The sequence below is a fragment of the Synechococcus elongatus PCC 6301 genome, assembly GCF_000010065.1.
In the GTDB taxonomy this organism is placed as follows: domain Bacteria; phylum Cyanobacteriota; class Cyanobacteriia; order Synechococcales; family Synechococcaceae; genus Synechococcus; species Synechococcus elongatus.
Window position 1 is genome coordinate 111,357 of sequence record NC_006576.1, and the last position, 15,284, is coordinate 126,640.

Consider the following 15,284-nt stretch of genomic DNA (forward strand, 5'->3'; position numbering starts at 1 on the left):
TCCTCTCTGTCTCAACGTCTATTTGCTGGCAATCCGTGGCTAAACCACCGTGCCCCAACGGAACAGCGCTGCGCCCCAGCTCAACCCTGCTCCAAACCCTGAAGCAGCGATTAAGTCGCCCGATTGAATCTTCCCAGCTTTGACGGCCTCATCCAAAACCAAGGGGATCGTGGCGGAGGAGGTATTGCCGTAGTTCACCAAGTTGCTAAGTACGCGATCACGGGAAATATCAAGGCGATCGGCGACTGCATCGAGAATGCGTTGGTTGGCCTGGTGTAGCAGTAACCAATCGACTTCTTGGCGATCGATCCCGGCGTGGAACAGCGTCTTCTCGAGGATCTCGGGAACCCGCTTCACCGCAAAACGATAGACCTCTTGGCCATTCATTGCTACCGGCTGATAAGTGCCCTGAGCAATCTCAATATCCGAGAGCAGCGACTGGTTATCAGCTTGATAAGCCAGGGTCAAACAGCCGTTGAGGCTGCCATCACTGCGCATTTCAAAGCCGAGCAGTTGATCAATCTCGCTGGCCTGCAGAACAACGGCCCCGGCGCCATCCCCAAACAGCACACAGGTGCGGCGATCGCTCCAGTCTGTCCAGCGCGACAGCACATCCGCCCCAATCACCAAAACGGTGCGGTAGGCTCCACTGCGGATAAACTGAGCGCCGGTTACGAGGGCAAACAAGAAGCCGGAACAAGCAGCGGTCAGGTCAAAGGCTACGGCTTGGGTCGCGCCCAAGGCGGCTTGCACTTGGCAGGCACTGCCGAACAGATCGTCGGGGGTTGACGTCGCCAGCAAAATCAAATCAACCGATGTCGCTTCTAGCCCTGCAGCTTCGAGAGCTGACTGACCTGCCGCCGCCGCCAAGGAAGAGAGACTTTCAATTTGAGGCTGTGCGACTCGGCGCTGACCAATCCCAGTCCGGCTTCGGATCCATTCATCCGAGGTTTCAACCAACTGGGAGAGTTGGTCATTACTGAGGGTTGTAGAAGGAACAGCGGACCCACTGCCAGTGATTGCAACGCCAACGCCAGGTCGAGTCAAATTAACACTCCGTCACATGCCGGAGTCTTCAGTAAATCACAAGAGAGGGGACGATCGAACAGCGATCGCCTAGCTCACCACTGGCTCAGTCACCAGGTCAGCTGCTGGAGAAGGCGGCTCTTGAATCTGGTGGAGATGGTCAATGACGCGGTTTTCAGCAGCTTCGACGGCCAAGCGAATGGCGCTGTAAATCGAGGGTGCCTTGGAGCTGCCATGGCTAATGATGCAAATGCCGTTCACACCCAAAAGCAGCGCCCCCCCATGCTCAGCATGGTCAAGCCGCTGTTTAATTCGGCGCAGGTTGCGGCGCAGCAGAGTCGATCCCACTTTGCCCCGCATGCCACGTGGCAGTTCGTCGCGAATAATTTCGAGGAAAACGCTGCCAACCGCTTCGGCAAATTTCAACAAGACGTTGCCGACAAAACCATCGCAGACCACCACATCAAACTGGCCTGAGAGCACATCGCGCCCCTCGGCATTGCCGACAAAGCAAATGCGCGGGTTGTTGCGCAGCAGCTGGTGGCTAGCGAGGGCAAGCTCGTTGCCCTTGGAATCTTCTTCGCCGATGTTGACCAAGCCGACCCGCGGGTTCGCTTGCCCCAAGACATCGCGGCTGTAGATTGAGCCCATGACTGCAAACTGCTCGAGAAAGCGGGGCTTGCAATCGACGTTAGCGCCGACATCCAAGACCAGCACGGGTTTGCCTGGGATTACCGTTGGTAGCAAGGCACCGATCGCGGGGCGATCAATTCCACGAATCCGCCCCAACCGCAGCAGCGCAGAGGCCATGACAGCGCCAGAATGCCCTGCAGAAATCACGGCATCCGCTTCGCCCGCCTTGACCAGATCCATGGCGACGTTGATCGAAGCACGGGGACGGCTGCGCACCGACACCGCCGCGTCTTCCATCGCGATCGCTTCTTCAGCAGCCTCAATCCGCACCTGTAGATGGGGCGCATGATCTTGGCAAATCGCCCGCAGACGATCGGGATCGCCCACTAAAATCACATCGGCCTGGAGTTCTTCTTGGGCGCGCAAAGCCCCTTTCACAATTTCCTCGGGGGCGAAATCGCCGCCCATTGCGTCCACCGCGATCCGCGCACGCGTCATCGGCTTACGTCCCTGAATCTCACCGGATTTTATCAGACCCTTTGTCTGCGCCTGAATCACAAGAATAACGGGGATCGATGGCTGCACTCGACGAAGCAGCGCCCCATCCCCTGACTATGAGCGCGACGATCGCTGCCGGCGCTGGCTGCTCTAACGCCCTTCTTCGCCCGGTTCAACGATGCGTTGGAAGAGGTAGCCGGTTCCTCGGGCCGTCAGAATGAGCTCAGGGTTGCCCGGATCGTCTTCCAATTTGGCGCGCAGCCGCGAGATGTGGACATCGACTACGCGGGTATCGACGTGGCGCTCGGGGGTATAGCCCCAGACCTCTTGCAGGATTTCGGCGCGGCTAAAAGGTTCACCGGAGCGGCTGACCAGCAGTTCCAACAAACTGAACTCCATGCCCGTCAGACGGATGCGCTCATCGCCTTTGTAGACTTGGCGCTTATTGGTGTCGATGCGGATGCTGTTGATCTGGATGACGCCCGAACTGGGGATGCCATTAGCACCGCTTTTTTCGACCCGACGCAGCACCGAGCGGACTCGCGCTTTTAGTTCCTTAGGCGAGAAGGGTTTGACGACGTAGTCATCAGCTCCCAACTCAAGCCCCGTAATGCGATCGGCCACATCGCCCAAGGCTGTCAGCATGATGATCGGAACGTCCGACTCTTTGCGCAGCTCTTGGCAAACGCCATAGCCATCGAGCTTGGGCATCATCACATCGAGCACCACGAGATCCGGCGTAGCATTGCGGAAGGTGATGAGGGCTTCTTCGCCGTCGGCTGCGGTGACAACTTCGTAACCAATCATCGCCAACCGAGTTTCAAGAATCCGCCGGATGCTCGCTTCATCGTCGACAACGAGGATTTTTTCCTTGCGATTTTCCAAGATTGGCCTCTCTCAAAGGTCGTCGGTTGACTCAGATTCGCCAAAAGCGAATGGCGCAGCAAAATGACAGTGAACCTGCAAATCAATAACAGGATAATCGTATTTCTTATCGTTTCGTCATCGTCAGAAAGGTTACCGTCATTGACTTTAAGCAATCCGTTACAACACAAAAAATTGTCAAAATTATTTAAAGGTTTGTAACGAATGGCGCGATCGCGAAGCGAATATGTATGTCAAAACTGCGGCCATCGTGCACCGCGTTACGTCGGCCGCTGTCCCGCCTGCGAAAGCTGGAATAGCCTCGTGGAGGAAGCAATCGCGCCAACGGCTAAGACGGCGATCGCGACCGTCTTACCTTCCCGACAACGCCGCGATCGCTTAGCTGAAGCCCCACCCCAAGCGGTTGCTGCCCAGCCCCTCAGTGCGATCGCGGATGTCAGTCAGCAGCGGATTGCCTCAGGTTCTGGCGAGTTCGATCGGGTTCTCGGTGGGGGGTTAGTGCCGGGTTCTTTGGTGTTGATTGGTGGTGATCCGGGCATTGGTAAATCAACACTGCTGCTGCAGACCGCCACGGCTCTCTCCCAACAGCAGCCAATTCTCTACGTCTGTGCCGAGGAATCGGGTCAGCAGGTCAAGCTGCGCTGGCAGCGGATTGCAGCCCACCGATCGCCCAATCAGGCGGATCAGCAGTTCTATTTACTGCCGGAAATCGACCTGGATGCGATCGTGGCGGAACTGGAGACTCTGCGTCCCCCTGTTGCCATCATCGACAGTATCCAAGCGCTCTACAGCCCAGCCCTCGGGTCTGCGCCGGGCTCCGTCGCCCAAGTGCGGGAATGCACGGCGGCCCTGATGCGCGTGGCGAAGCAACTGACAATCACCTTGCTGATCGTCGGTCATGTCACCAAAGACGGCGCCATCGCGGGGCCTAAGGTGTTGGAACACCTCGTCGATACGGTGCTTTACTTCGAGGGTGATCGCTTTGCCAGTCACCGACTGCCGCGATCGGTCAAGAACCGCTTTGGAGCGTCTCAGGAACTGGGCATCTTTGAGATGGTCGATCGCGGTCTGGAAGAGGTCGGTAATCCCTCAGCGCTGTTCCTGGGCAGTCGTGATCAAGCAACTAGTGGTACAGCTACGATCGTCGCCTGCGAGGGCACCAGGCCGCTGCTAGTCGAGCTGCAAGCCCTCGTTAGTCCCAGTAGCTATAGTTCACCGCGCCGTGCTGGTACGGGAATTGAGTACAACCGCTTGCTGCAAATTTTGGCGGTCTTAGAAAAACGCTTGGGTTTGCCGCTGTCAAAATTCGATGCCTACGTCGCCTCGGCTGGCGGGCTGAATGTGGCTGAACCCGCTGCGGATTTGGGAATTGCGATCGCTCTTGTCGCCAGTTTCCGCGATCGCTGCCTGCGGCCCGATACGGTACTGATTGGTGAAATCGGCTTAGGGGGACAAATGCGCCCTGTCAGTCAGGTTGAACTGCGCCTCAAGGAGGCTGCCAAGCTCGGCTTTCAACGAGCGCTCTTACCCAAGGGACAGGAGCGCTGCGAGTCGGATCTGGAACTGGTGCCGGTCAGCCGCTTGGTTGATGCGATCGGTCTAGCGCTGCAAGAAGCCCCCCCGAGCAGCGATCGTTCTTAGAAACGAGATTCAGCCGGTTCTTCTAGCAGTTGGGTCCGGACCGTGGCGCTGAAGCCCGATGCTTTGAATTGCTTAAGTTGCAGTGGTTCTGGTTGGCTGGCCGGAACGCTGATCCGAATTTCGAAAGGATGATCGCCCGGCGGCACTTCCTCAACCTCACCTAAGCGCGTGCGATTTTGCATCACTGAGTCGCCGTTCGCGTCGTAGACCCGACCGTAGATATCGACGTCGTAGACGGTTTTGTTGCTGGGGTTGTTGAGCGTGCCCACCACCAAGTAGCAGGTGGCTGGGCGACTACTACCGCCACTGGTGACAGCTCCTGAATTGAGTTCAGCCGGGCACTGTTGATAGTCAACGGTGGTGACATTGAGCTGAGTGATAGCCAACGCTGGGCCCGCGCCGAAAATCAGACCGCCAATCAGTACGAGCAAGAGACTGAGCGATCGCCAGATTTTCATAGTGATTTCCTTCGCAAGCAGCTTTTCTATTATTGCGACGCTTTAGCGTCGACCACAGACAAAGTCATCGGTGATCGGATGCTGGGGCTGGCGAAAGATTTGGCTGGTCGGTGCAAACTCAATTAGCTTGGTCACGGGCAGTTTCTGTTCGTCGATCAGGACAGGATGGAGCAGGGCTGTGTAGGTGGCGCAGCGTCCGGCTTGGGCCAAATTGTTGGTGATCAGAAGGATAGTGTGGCGATCGCAGAGCCGCAGCAGCAGTTCTTCAAAGGCAAGGGTCGCTGCTGAATCCAGTGGCAGACAGGGCTCATCGAGGAGCAGAATGTCAGGTTCCATGGCGGTCGCCCTGGCCAGACAGAGGCGGAGTTGGGTCTCTGGTGAACAATGGCGGGCCGCTTGCTGGAGGTCTAAATTTTCTGGCAGTTCAACAATGGTCAACACCTCCCGCACCAGCGCTTCCAGATTGCCGCGATAGCCCTGTAAACGAGCAGGTAGGACGATGTTGTCATAGAGACTACCGGCGATCGGGGTCGCAGGCCCACGAATCAGGGCCAGTTGACAGCGCAAACTTTCAACATTGACTTGGCGATCGCGCAGATTGCGATCGCGTAGCCAAATTTGACCGCTTACCCGCAGCTCTGGCTGGAGGTCACTCAGTCGGTTCAGACAGCGCAGCAGCAGGGTTTTACCACAGCCAGAAGGGCCGACGATCGCAGTGATGGTCTGCTGAGGAAATTCGCAGCTGATCTGATGCAACAGACAGTGATCGCCATGCTCAACCGTCAACCCCTGCAGGCGGAGTGCGGGGTCAGTGAAACGGGGCGGCGGCGGTAAAAACTCCATGGTGCTTAGTGTAGGGGAGAGTCAGTCCGCTAAGATCCTGTGCGGTTCACCTGGGGAATGAGGCATGCGCTGGAGTGAGTTTCTGCAACACCTGGAGGCCAAAACTGGCCCCTGTACCGCCAAGGCGATCGCAGGCGATCCAGAACTACACGGAGTCGCGGCCATCAACGAGGCGCAATCAGGACAGGTGAGCTTTCTCGATCAGGAGAGCGGCCTACAGGACTGGATTGAGCAAACAGCGGCCAGTGCTTTGATCTTGCCACCGGATCCAGCCTTACAGGCCCGTGCTGAGGCTCGCAATCTCCCTTGGATGACGACAGCTCAGCCACGCTTGGCGTTTGCTGCTGCGATCGCAGTCTTTTATCAACCCTTTCGGCCGGTAGCGGGCATTCATCCCAGCGCCGTTATTGATCCCAGCGCCCAGTTGGGCGATCGCGTCAGTGTCGGTGCCCATGTGGTGATTGGCGCGAACTGCGTGATCGGCAATGACGTCATCCTGCATGCCAATGTTGTCCTCTATCCCGGCGTCAGCCTCGGCGATCGCTGCCAGATCCATGCCAACAGCACGATTCATGAGCGCAGCCAAATCGGGCAAGACTGCGTGATCCACAGCGGTGCAGTCATCGGAGCAGAAGGCTTTGGCTTTGTGCCCACCGCCAGCGGCTGGTTCAAGATGGAGCAGTCCGGCATCGTTGTGCTGGAAGATGGCGTTGAAGTCGGGTGCAACAGTGCGATCGATCGCCCTGCAGTTGGCGAAACTCGGATTGGTGCTCAAACCAAGCTCGATAACCTTGTCCATATTGGCCATGGCTGCCAGATTGGCAAAGCCTGCGCTATGGCAGCCCAAGTCGGCCTCGCTGGGGGAGTGGAAGTCGGTGACCGCGTCATTCTGGCGGGACAGGTGGGCGTTGCTAACCGCGTCAAGATTGGCGATCGCGCGATCGCATCCTCAAAATCCGGCATCCACGGTGAAATCGAAGCCGGGGCGATTGTTTCGGGCTATCCAGCCATCCCCAATCGGCAATGGCTTAAAACCTCAGCTGTCTACAATCGCTTGCCTGAGCTCTACCGCAGCCTCCGCAACCTAATACGGCGCGTGGAAGTGCTGGAACAGGATCGCCCCAGTTCCTAGCGGCAGCCAAGCCTCAGACTCAAGCGCTCATTGCCAGCATCCGCTCGATTGGGCGAAGGGCTGCCAGGCGGGTTTCTTCTGGAATCTGAATTTCCGGCCGGCGATCGCGCATACAGAGATAGAGTTTCTCGAGCGTGTTCAGCCGCATGAACGGGCATTCATTGCAGGCGCAGGTAGTGTCTTGGGGAGGGGCAGGAATAAACGTCTTCTCCGGCGCCGCTTGCTGCATCTGGTGGATGATGCCCGGCTCGGTGACGACGATGAACTCGCGGCTGGGACTGTTGAGGCTGTAGTTTAGCAATGCTGTCGTCGAGCCGATGAAGCGAGCCTGATCAAGAACCGGCGTTTCGCATTCGGGGTGCGCGATGATTTCGGCGTCGGGATGCCGCGCTTGCAGTTCCAGCAGGCGTTGTTCTGAAAAGGTCTCGTGGACAATACAACTGCCATCCCAGAGCACCAAATCACGGCCTGTTTGCTGCATGACGTAGCGACCCAAGTTGCGATCGGGGGCAAAGATAATCGGCTGATCCACAGGAATCTGCTGAACAATCTTCACCGCATTGGAACTGGTGCAGATGATGTCGCTAAGCGCCTTAATCTCGGCGGTGCAGTTGATGTAGGAAATAACGATGTGATTGGGATGAGCGGCCTTAAACGCGGCAAATGCCTCGGGTGGGCAGCTATCGGCTAAGGAGCAACCTGCGGCCAGGTCCGGCAGCAACACTTGTCGCTGTGGGTTGAGAATTTTCGCCGTCTCGGCCATGAAATGGACGCCGGCAAAGACGATCACATCGGCGTCCGCTGCTGCGGCTTGGCGCGACAGACCGAGTGAATCACCAATGTAGTCCGCCACATCTTGAATCGCCGCTTCTTGGTAGTAGTGCGCCAAGATAACCGCATTCAGCTCTTGCTTGAGCGCCGCGATCGCGGCAGGTAAGTCGGCAGGAAGATCAGTGGTGGGACGATCAGCAGCGAGGAACACAGGCAGATCTCAGCAGGGTCGAAGATGCTTCGATCCTAGCTAGCATTGCCGCGATAAATCCGCTGTTGTTGTTCAGGGGCCAACCAACCGCGACTGGAGTAGTTGGCGGGTGGAGCCGCCACAGCCGCGATCACAGGCTCCGGCTCTGGTGGAGCAACGGCCACTTCTTCGGTCAGGGGGACGACACAACGACCGAGAATGGCTTTCTCCTGGCTGCCGGGCAAACGCACTGGACATTCATCAATGCCTGTGTCATCACTGCTGGTACGGCTAATCTGCAAGACCTCGCCGCTTTCAACTTCATAAATCCAGCCAAAAATCTGCAGCTTGCCTTGGAAAAGGCGCGATCGCACGATCGGGTAGGTCTTAAGGTTCTCGATCTGCGTCAGCACATTCTCGGCGACCAGAAACTCTACCAAGTCGTCAGTCTCATAACCGCTGTAGTTATCCAAGACTAGGCGGCGGGTGGCTTGGGCATGCTGCAGCCAGTCATAGACCAGCGGCATGTCCTCTTGCAGCTGATTGAGCTTGAGCAGCCCTTTCATCGCACCGCAGTGCGAGTGACCGCAGACCACAACATGCTCAATGTTCAAAGCTGCGATCGCGTATTCGATCGATGCCCCTTCACCACCGTTGGCGGCACCGAAGGGCGGGATCAGATTGCCAGCGTTGCGAATGACGAACAGCTCACCCATGCCCGACTGGGTAATGAGGTTAGGGTCAATGCGCGAGTCTGAGCAGGTAATGAACAGGACTCGAGGGTGCTGACCTTTGGCAAACTGCTCGAACAGGTCCCGATGAGACGGGTAGTAGGACGTACGGAAATGCCGTAACCCCTCGATGAGCTTGCGCATGCCAGTGATACTCGGGACTGAGAAGCATTATCGCGGAGAAGCGATCGCCCGCCTACAAGCTTTGCAAAATCCGATGGAGTCGATAAGTGCAGACAATCCCTCAGCTGGGTAGGCTAAGGCCACAGAGATTCCCTGAGGAGTGCAGCATGCGAGTTTTGAGTGGGGCAGCAGTGGTCAGCGCCATCAGCGTGATCGGAGTCCCTGTCGCAGTCATGGCTCAGCCAGCCCCTAGCAGTCTCTACGGCACAACGCTGATCTATCTCACTTGCGTCAACCTCAATAACGGCACGATTACCCGTCAGGATCTCTCCAGTCTGAGCGATCGCCAATACAATGCGCTGCTGCCAATTTGTAACTCTCTACAAGATGGCAAGATTACGCCTGAAGAAACGGTGGCAATCCAGACTCGACTCAAGCAGGAAAGCAGGCAAATCAATCAGGATGTTGCTCAACAACTCCAAAGCCAGCCCTACTTACAAGGAGCGCAAATTGATCTGCAGTCGGTTGAAACTATCAACCAAATTAACTCGATTTTCAATACAACTTTTACACCCGCTCCTTTTTAGCGAGACGCCATACAGCAAAGCACTAGGCGCGATCGCTGCAGGCTACTCCACAGCTTGGATCACTACCCACAGGATTTGGAGAACAGCCCCTATCTAGGCGAAGAGATGTTGAAACTTACTGTCGCTAACACTGTGACGGCACTGATTCAAGGTGACATCAGCGAACACTATTCTATTCGTCAGATTCCTCTGCAAGGGGAGGTGATTGGCCTAGGCACCACCACCGAAATTGATAACGGCGAGCTCTGTTTCTTGCCAGAAGGGGATGCCACCACTATCTACAAAGGGGAACCGCAAACGGGAGCAGCAATTTTTCAGGATCCGAGTTCAGAGCTGATTCATTTCCCCTATGTCTGCTTCACCAGTAATGGCGCTGGACTGGGGATCTCTGTTGACGCCGCTAGCCTGCCGCCGGTTGAAGCAGGGCTGCAAGCTATGGTTGCCGCTGCGATCGCTCAGATCGATTCCCCAGCCGATTACTTTGGTATCCGTCTGCAAGCCCACTGGCAAGCCTTGGTAGTGACAGTTGCTGCCAAGCTCTGTCTCTGGCAACGGGGGCGGTTGCTGCGCGATCGCCAAGAGGACAATGTCTACGAGAGCCTCAAGCACTTTTACTTTGCCGAACAGTCAGGTGACCCGCTCCATCATTTCCTTGGGCCTGCCCCCGTCTGGAATCTCAGTGGCTTTTATGCGCGCCATCCTGAAACGGGGCTTGTGACTGTACCGCAGGCGAATGCTCACCTTCACATTCACGGTTGCTCAAGCGATTTGCGCTTCGCAGGGCACATCCACCATGAACATCCCAATACGAGACTGAGATTGATTCAAGGGTTGATCCTCTATCCGATTGCAGCTGTCGAGGTGCTGAAGGCTGACTTGGCAGTGATAGATCTCCGTATCGAGGAGGATTTACTACGATTCACGATTGCCAACCAAGGCCGAATGGATGTTAGTGATGCGGATGTGGTGATCGTGGTTAACAACAGCTATCGGGGGCATCGTGCCCTGCGCTTACCCTGGTTAGCCCAAGGCGATCGTGAAGACGTGGCCTATCCGATTGCTGGGTTGCCGTTACAGGCAGGCACAAACTTGATTGAAGTGATTGCCAATCCTGATCAAACCATTCTGGAAGAGAATCTCAGTGATAATCGGGCCAGTATCACTACAGTCTTTACGCCCAGTCTGATGCAACCTTGTTCTGAAGACTCGCTGAGTGCTTAAAATTTAAAATGGAAATTTTTAATTCAATCTATAAACCTGATCTTTAGATTTATCTTTGGCAGTTAAAACCCAATTATTCAGCCCAAAAGTTTCTCAGGATTGAGTTGGCAATTGTCTGAGATCGACTCTATAGTCGAAGTACTGCAGACGATGCAGTCAAGAACTGTAAGCTGACCTCCTGACGAGGCAGCTTTTTTTTGATTAAGCGATCGCTTCTGCAAACAATTTCTCCACTCTTTCGACAAGGTATCAGCCTCCCACCGTTCACCCTCATCCCAGAGGAGCAGAACTATTTGTAGCGGTACGACACTGATATAGATCAAGACCAGCACTAAAAAGCGGAACCCCGACAAGTCGAGATTCCGCAGCACTCCAGAGAGGTAAAGTGAGGGCGCGATCGCCTCCTTAGGGTTTAGGCAAACACTTTGGTTTGAGCGCGCAGTTCGCCTTTGGCGTATTTCGCTGCGAACTCATCCAAGCCTTCTTGCTTGATCTTGCTGGCTTGTCCAGCGGTATTGAAGGCCACGTAGCGATCGACGCACACTTGTTTCATGTACTTGATCGCCGGTTTGTTGAAGTGGCGGGGGTCAAAGTTGCTGGGGTCTTTGGCCGCTGCTTCACGAACCGCAGCCGTAAAGGCCAAGCGGTTATCGGTGTCGATGTTGATTTTGCGGACGCCGAGTTTGATCGCTTTTTGGATCTCTTCGACAGGTACGCCGTAGGTCTCGGGAATCTGACCGCCGTATTCGTTGATCAGTTCCAGCAGCTCTTGGGGAACCGACGAAGAACCGTGCATCACCAAGTGGGTATTGGGCAGACGACGGTGGATTTCTTCGATGCGGCTGATCGCCAAGATTTCGCCCGTCGGTTTGCGGGTGAATTTGTAAGCGCCGTGGCTGGTGCCGATCGCAACAGCCAGAGCGTCGACTTGCGTTTTTTCAACGAAGTCAACAGCCTGGTCAGGGTCGGTCAGTAGTTGCGAATGGTCGAGGGTGCCCTCGAAACCATGGCCGTCTTCGGCTTCACCTTTGCCGGTTTCCAAGGAACCCAAGCAACCTAGCTCGCCTTCAACGCTGACGCCGATTGAGTGAGCCACGTCCACCACTTGACGGGTCACTTCAACGTTGTACTCGTAGCTGGCAGGGGTTTTAGCGTCGGCTTCCAAGGAGCCGTCCATCATCACGCTGGTAAAGCCGTTTTTGATGGCGGAGTAGCAGGTCGCCGGGCTGTTGCCATGGTCTTGGTGCATGGCGATGGGGATGTGGGGGTAGGTTTCCACAGCCGCCAGAATCAGGTGGCGCAAGAAGTTTTCGCCAGCGTAGCTGCGGGCACCCCGAGACGCTTGCAGAATGACAGGGCTATCAGTTTCGTCTGCCGCTTGCAGAATCGACTGAACCTGCTCCAGGTTGTTGACGTTGAAAGCAGGAATGCCGTATTCGTTCTCAGCTGCATGATCAAGCATGAGCCGCAAGGGTACGAGCGCCATAGAAGGTCCTCCGACTTGGGTTCCTGAATGCTGACGACCTGTTCGACCAGGCCGCAACTCTCTGTTCAAACAATCTTAGGCTAAGGGCAGCCCCGCAGACGGTCGCGAGCAATGCCAAGGGGGATCAAGCGGCGATCGCGACTTCTTTTGCCACAAAAACCTGGTGATCGTGCATCGAGTTAACGACTGAAGGCAGACGTTCTCTCAATCACTATTAAGGGATTGGTGGTGCTTGAAAAAATGGGTCGCCTGGGATTCGAACCCAGGACCAATCGGTTAAAAGCCGAGTGCTCTACCGCTGAGCTAGCGACCCATGCCTGATTGAGGCACGTTTTTTAATTTAGCATAAACGCCTGATCTCGCAAGTAGTCGGACCTGAGACTTCAGGTAGAGGGTTCCAGACGGGTCTGGAAGCGCAGAAACTCTAGCGGCAACCCATCACGATCGCTCAGAAACATCACTTCGTAGATGCTGGTGCCAATCTGCTGCTGGCGTGGCGTGAGTAAGACGGGCGCGGGTGCTTCGCCCTGAGCTTGCAGTCTGACCTGAAATTCATCCAGCCACTGACTGAGATTGGGAGTCAGTGCGGTTAGGTCAAAAGAAAGATGGTAATAGCCGGTGTAGTGCTCGTCGTGGAAGGCATCAGCAGCAGGTCGGGGTTGGGGCACTTGCAGGAGTTCGATGCGGCCGCCCAAACCTTCCATCCAGCAAGCCAAAGTGTAGCCAGCGGTGAATCGCTCGCAAACCTGAAATCCTAGAAGTTCGTAGAAGTCGATCGCGCGGTGGATATCGGCGGTACGAATCGATGCATGGTGCATGGTGGGTCAGGGCGCAAGTGGGTGTGGATAGTTGGGTTGTGATGATTCTGGTCTATCAATCAAAACCTTTGTCCGTGGGGGTGATTGCGCACCCCCACACCCACGCACTGGGGGCCTCGACTCCCCCAGCCCCCCCGCAACAGGATGGTCGGTGGGACTGCCCGGGTAAGAGCCAGACATTGCAATTAGTCGGCTTGCGGGAGCAGGCGTTTGGGTTTGAGGCTCCAACAGCACTCCAAGGGCAGTCATGATGTCTGCGTCACTGACGACGATCGCGGTCTTGGGGTTGGCGGCCTTGCTGGATTACGGTGTCGGCGATCCCTGGGGTTGGCCGCATCCGGTGCAGGCTTTGGGCTGGGTCATCGCTTGCTGGCGCGACTGGACGTTTCGCTGGCTGAAATCTGCGATCGCTCAGCGGATCTCAGGCATGGTCCTGACGATTGTTCTGGTGGCTGGTAGCGCGATCGCTAGCTGGGTTGCTTTTGGGGCGATCGCTCGTCTCTCACCACTCCTCTCGGCAGGTCTGCAAGTGATTCTGCTGGCAAGCTGTTTCGCCGGTCGCAGCTTGCGGGAAGCAGCTGCGGAAGTTCTGAAACCCCTAGCTGCTGAGGATTTGCCAGCAGCTCGAAGGGCACTGAGTCGCTACGTGGGCCGCGATACTGATCAGCTGTCGGCGCTCGAAATTCAGCGAGCGGTGCTGGAAACGGTGACTGAAAATTCGACGGATGGTGTTTTGGCACCACTGTTCTATGCCGGATTAGGAGTATTGCTGGGACTTGGCCCTGTTCCGTTGGCGATCGCCTATAAGGCTGCCAGCACCTTGGATTCGATGGTGGGCTACCGCCGCCCGCCCTACACGAACCTAGGTTGGTTTCCAGCTCGTAGCGAGGATGTCTGGACTTGGTTGCCCTGCCGCTTGGTGGTGCTGACGATCGCGCTATTCAGTGGTCAGCCCCGACAGGTCTGGCAAATTTGCTGCCGCGATGCTCCGGCGGATCCCAGTCCCAATGCAGGCTGGAGCGAAGCGGCCTACGCAGCTGCGCTGGGGGTTCAAGTCGGCGGCGACAACGTCTACCAAGGTCAAATCGTCTCGAAGCCGCTACTGGGGGATCCACAGCGATCGCTGGATGCCACAGTCATTCAGCAAGCCTTGCAGTTAACCCGCATCGCTTTTTTGCTTTGGTTAGCTGTGATCGCGGGACTGCTACTAGCGTTGGGGCATTAGAAACCCTGCCGGCTCACAGTGGTGTTCCAAGATGGGCGTCCCCCAGCCCAGTATTCTGGGAAAGGCTTTTTCCAGATTCCATGCGCGTTCGTGTCGCTGTTCCTGCTACGACGGCCAATCTTGGTCCGGGTTTCGACTGCCTTGGGGCAGCTCTGACGCTCTACAACCACTTCTGGTTTGCGCCTGCCTCAACCGGCGAGCTAGAGATTACGGCGCGGGGCATGGATGCCGAGAAGATCAGCGGCGATCGCGACAATCTGGTTTATCGCGCTTTCGCGGCGTTTTTTGAAAAGCAGGAGCAGCCGGTTCCAGCACTCAAGCTGGAAATTGAGCTGGCGGTGCCGCTAGCACGAGGTTTAGGCAGTTCTGCGACTGCGATCGTCGCCGGTTTGGTGGGGGCGAATGCGCTGGCCGGCAGCCCTTGGAGCAATGCACAACTCTGCGATCTAGCAACGGAGCTGGAAGGCCACCCCGACAATGTGGTGCCGGCGCTCCTCGGTGGTTGTCGCTTGGCGGCTCGCGATCGCCAGAATCAATGGGCGATCGCCGATCTCGACTGGCACCCCGACTTCATCCCAGTTGTCGCGATTCCGGACTTCGAGCTTTCGACCGAAGCGGCACGGCAGGTTCTCCCCACTCAATACAGCCGCAGTGATGCGATTTTCAATGCTGCTCACGTTGGCCTTGTGGTGCGATCGCTGGCCAGCGGTAATGGCGAATGGCTAGCAGCCGCACTGCAGGATCGCCTCCATCAGCCCTACCGCCAGGCCCTGATTCCGGGCTACGCAGCGGTGGAAACTGCTGCCCTGGAAGCTGGTGCTTTTGGTCTGGTGATCAGTGGCGCAGGCCCGACTTTGCTGGCGATCTCCAGCCCCGATCGCGCCGAAGCGGTACGCCAGGCCATGCTGACAACTTGGCAGGCAACCGGCCTCTCGGTCCGGGCTGAAATTTTGGCGATCGCGGAGTCCGGGACGCAGATTGAGCAGGAAACCGAAAATTAAAGCGCCAATTGCGTC

The 15,284-nt window shown here is 56.6% G+C and carries 15 protein-coding genes and 1 tRNA gene; 6 read left to right on the forward strand and 10 right to left on the reverse strand.

Going from position 1 to position 15,284, the window contains the following annotated elements; genetic code table 11:
• Nucleotides 1-39 precede the first annotated feature (39 nt).
• The 3 genes from SYC_RS00515 to rpaB form a co-directional block, all read right to left on the reverse strand.
• Nucleotides 40-1,047 carry a beta-ketoacyl-ACP synthase III gene (locus tag SYC_RS00515; protein WP_011242415.1) on the reverse strand — a complete coding sequence of 336 codons (1,008 nt, stop codon included), beginning with the start codon at nt 1,045-1,047 and terminating at the stop codon, nt 40-42.
• A gap of 69 nt (nt 1,048-1,116) precedes the next feature.
• The gene (plsX, locus tag SYC_RS00520; RefSeq protein WP_011242416.1) at nt 1,117-2,157 is read right to left on the reverse strand and encodes a phosphate acyltransferase PlsX; all 1,041 of its coding nucleotides are present in this window, start codon (nt 2,155-2,157) and stop codon (nt 1,117-1,119) included.
• A 150-nt stretch (nt 2,158-2,307) separates the two neighbouring features.
• On the reverse strand, nt 2,308-3,042 hold the full coding sequence (gene rpaB, locus SYC_RS00525) for a response regulator transcription factor RpaB (protein WP_041676892.1): 735 nt from the start codon (nt 3,040-3,042) through the stop codon (nt 2,308-2,310).
• Nucleotides 3,043-3,246: 204 nt separating this feature from the next.
• Between rpaB and radA the strand changes: the two genes are divergently transcribed.
• Nucleotides 3,247-4,683, forward strand: a complete 1,437-nt coding sequence (radA, locus tag SYC_RS00530) for a DNA repair protein RadA (RefSeq protein WP_011242418.1) — start codon at nt 3,247-3,249, stop codon at nt 4,681-4,683.
• On the opposite strand, the gene SYC_RS00535 is transcribed toward radA, so the two are convergent.
• Nucleotides 4,680-5,141, reverse strand: coding sequence for a hypothetical protein (locus SYC_RS00535; RefSeq protein ID WP_011242419.1), 462 nt, complete (start codon nt 5,139-5,141; stop codon nt 4,680-4,682). The genes radA and SYC_RS00535 overlap by 4 nt on opposite strands.
• Before the next feature lie 42 nt (nt 5,142-5,183).
• Complete coding sequence (locus tag SYC_RS00540) at nt 5,184-5,984, reverse strand: phosphate ABC transporter ATP-binding protein (RefSeq protein WP_011242420.1); 801 nt, start codon at nt 5,982-5,984, stop codon at nt 5,184-5,186.
• Nucleotides 5,985-6,048: 64 nt separating this feature from the next.
• Between SYC_RS00540 and lpxD the strand changes: the two genes are divergently transcribed.
• Entirely contained in the window at nt 6,049-7,116 is a 1,068-nt protein-coding gene (gene lpxD / locus SYC_RS00545) for a UDP-3-O-(3-hydroxymyristoyl)glucosamine N-acyltransferase (protein WP_011242421.1), read from the forward strand.
• Between the two features lie 19 nt (nt 7,117-7,135).
• On the opposite strand, the gene nadA is transcribed toward lpxD, so the two are convergent.
• Together nadA and SYC_RS00555 are read right to left on the reverse strand one after the other, a co-directional pair.
• Nucleotides 7,136-8,098, reverse strand: coding sequence for a quinolinate synthase NadA (gene nadA, locus SYC_RS00550; protein ID WP_011242422.1), 963 nt, complete (start codon nt 8,096-8,098; stop codon nt 7,136-7,138).
• Between the two features lie 35 nt (nt 8,099-8,133).
• Complete coding sequence (locus tag SYC_RS00555) at nt 8,134-8,952, reverse strand: carbonic anhydrase (protein ID WP_011242423.1); 819 nt, start codon at nt 8,950-8,952, stop codon at nt 8,134-8,136.
• 146 nt (nt 8,953-9,098) lie between these two features.
• On the opposite strand from SYC_RS00555, the gene SYC_RS00560 reads away from it, so the two are divergent.
• Nucleotides 9,099-9,518, forward strand: a complete 420-nt coding sequence (locus SYC_RS00560) for a hypothetical protein (protein WP_011378035.1) — start codon at nt 9,099-9,101, stop codon at nt 9,516-9,518.
• A gap of 132 nt (nt 9,519-9,650) precedes the next feature.
• Nucleotides 9,651-10,739, forward strand: a complete 1,089-nt coding sequence (locus SYC_RS00565) for a CARDB domain-containing protein (protein ID WP_234701786.1) — start codon at nt 9,651-9,653, stop codon at nt 10,737-10,739.
• 412 nt (nt 10,740-11,151) lie between these two features.
• On the opposite strand, the gene fba is transcribed toward SYC_RS00565, so the two are convergent.
• The 3 genes from fba to SYC_RS00585 all read right to left on the reverse strand — a co-directional run bounded on the left by fba (nt 11,152) and on the right by SYC_RS00585 (nt 13,043).
• Complete coding sequence (fba, locus tag SYC_RS00575) at nt 11,152-12,225, reverse strand: class II fructose-bisphosphate aldolase (RefSeq protein WP_011242426.1); 1,074 nt, start codon at nt 12,223-12,225, stop codon at nt 11,152-11,154.
• A gap of 241 nt (nt 12,226-12,466) precedes the next feature.
• Nucleotides 12,467-12,538: transfer RNA gene (locus tag SYC_RS00580), tRNA-Lys, on the reverse strand.
• A gap of 70 nt (nt 12,539-12,608) precedes the next feature.
• Entirely contained in the window at nt 12,609-13,043 is a 435-nt protein-coding gene (locus SYC_RS00585; RefSeq protein WP_011242427.1) for a VOC family protein, read from the reverse strand.
• A 247-nt stretch (nt 13,044-13,290) separates the two neighbouring features.
• Between SYC_RS00585 and cbiB the strand changes: the two genes are divergently transcribed.
• Nucleotides 13,291-14,268 (forward strand): adenosylcobinamide-phosphate synthase CbiB, encoded by a 978-nt coding sequence (gene cbiB / locus SYC_RS00590; protein ID WP_011242428.1) that lies wholly within the window; start codon nt 13,291-13,293, stop codon nt 14,266-14,268.
• Between the two features lie 80 nt (nt 14,269-14,348).
• On the forward strand, nt 14,349-15,269 hold the full coding sequence (thrB, locus tag SYC_RS00595; protein WP_011242429.1) for a homoserine kinase: 921 nt from the start codon (nt 14,349-14,351) through the stop codon (nt 15,267-15,269).
• Nucleotides 15,270-15,284: the final 15 nt, after the last annotated feature.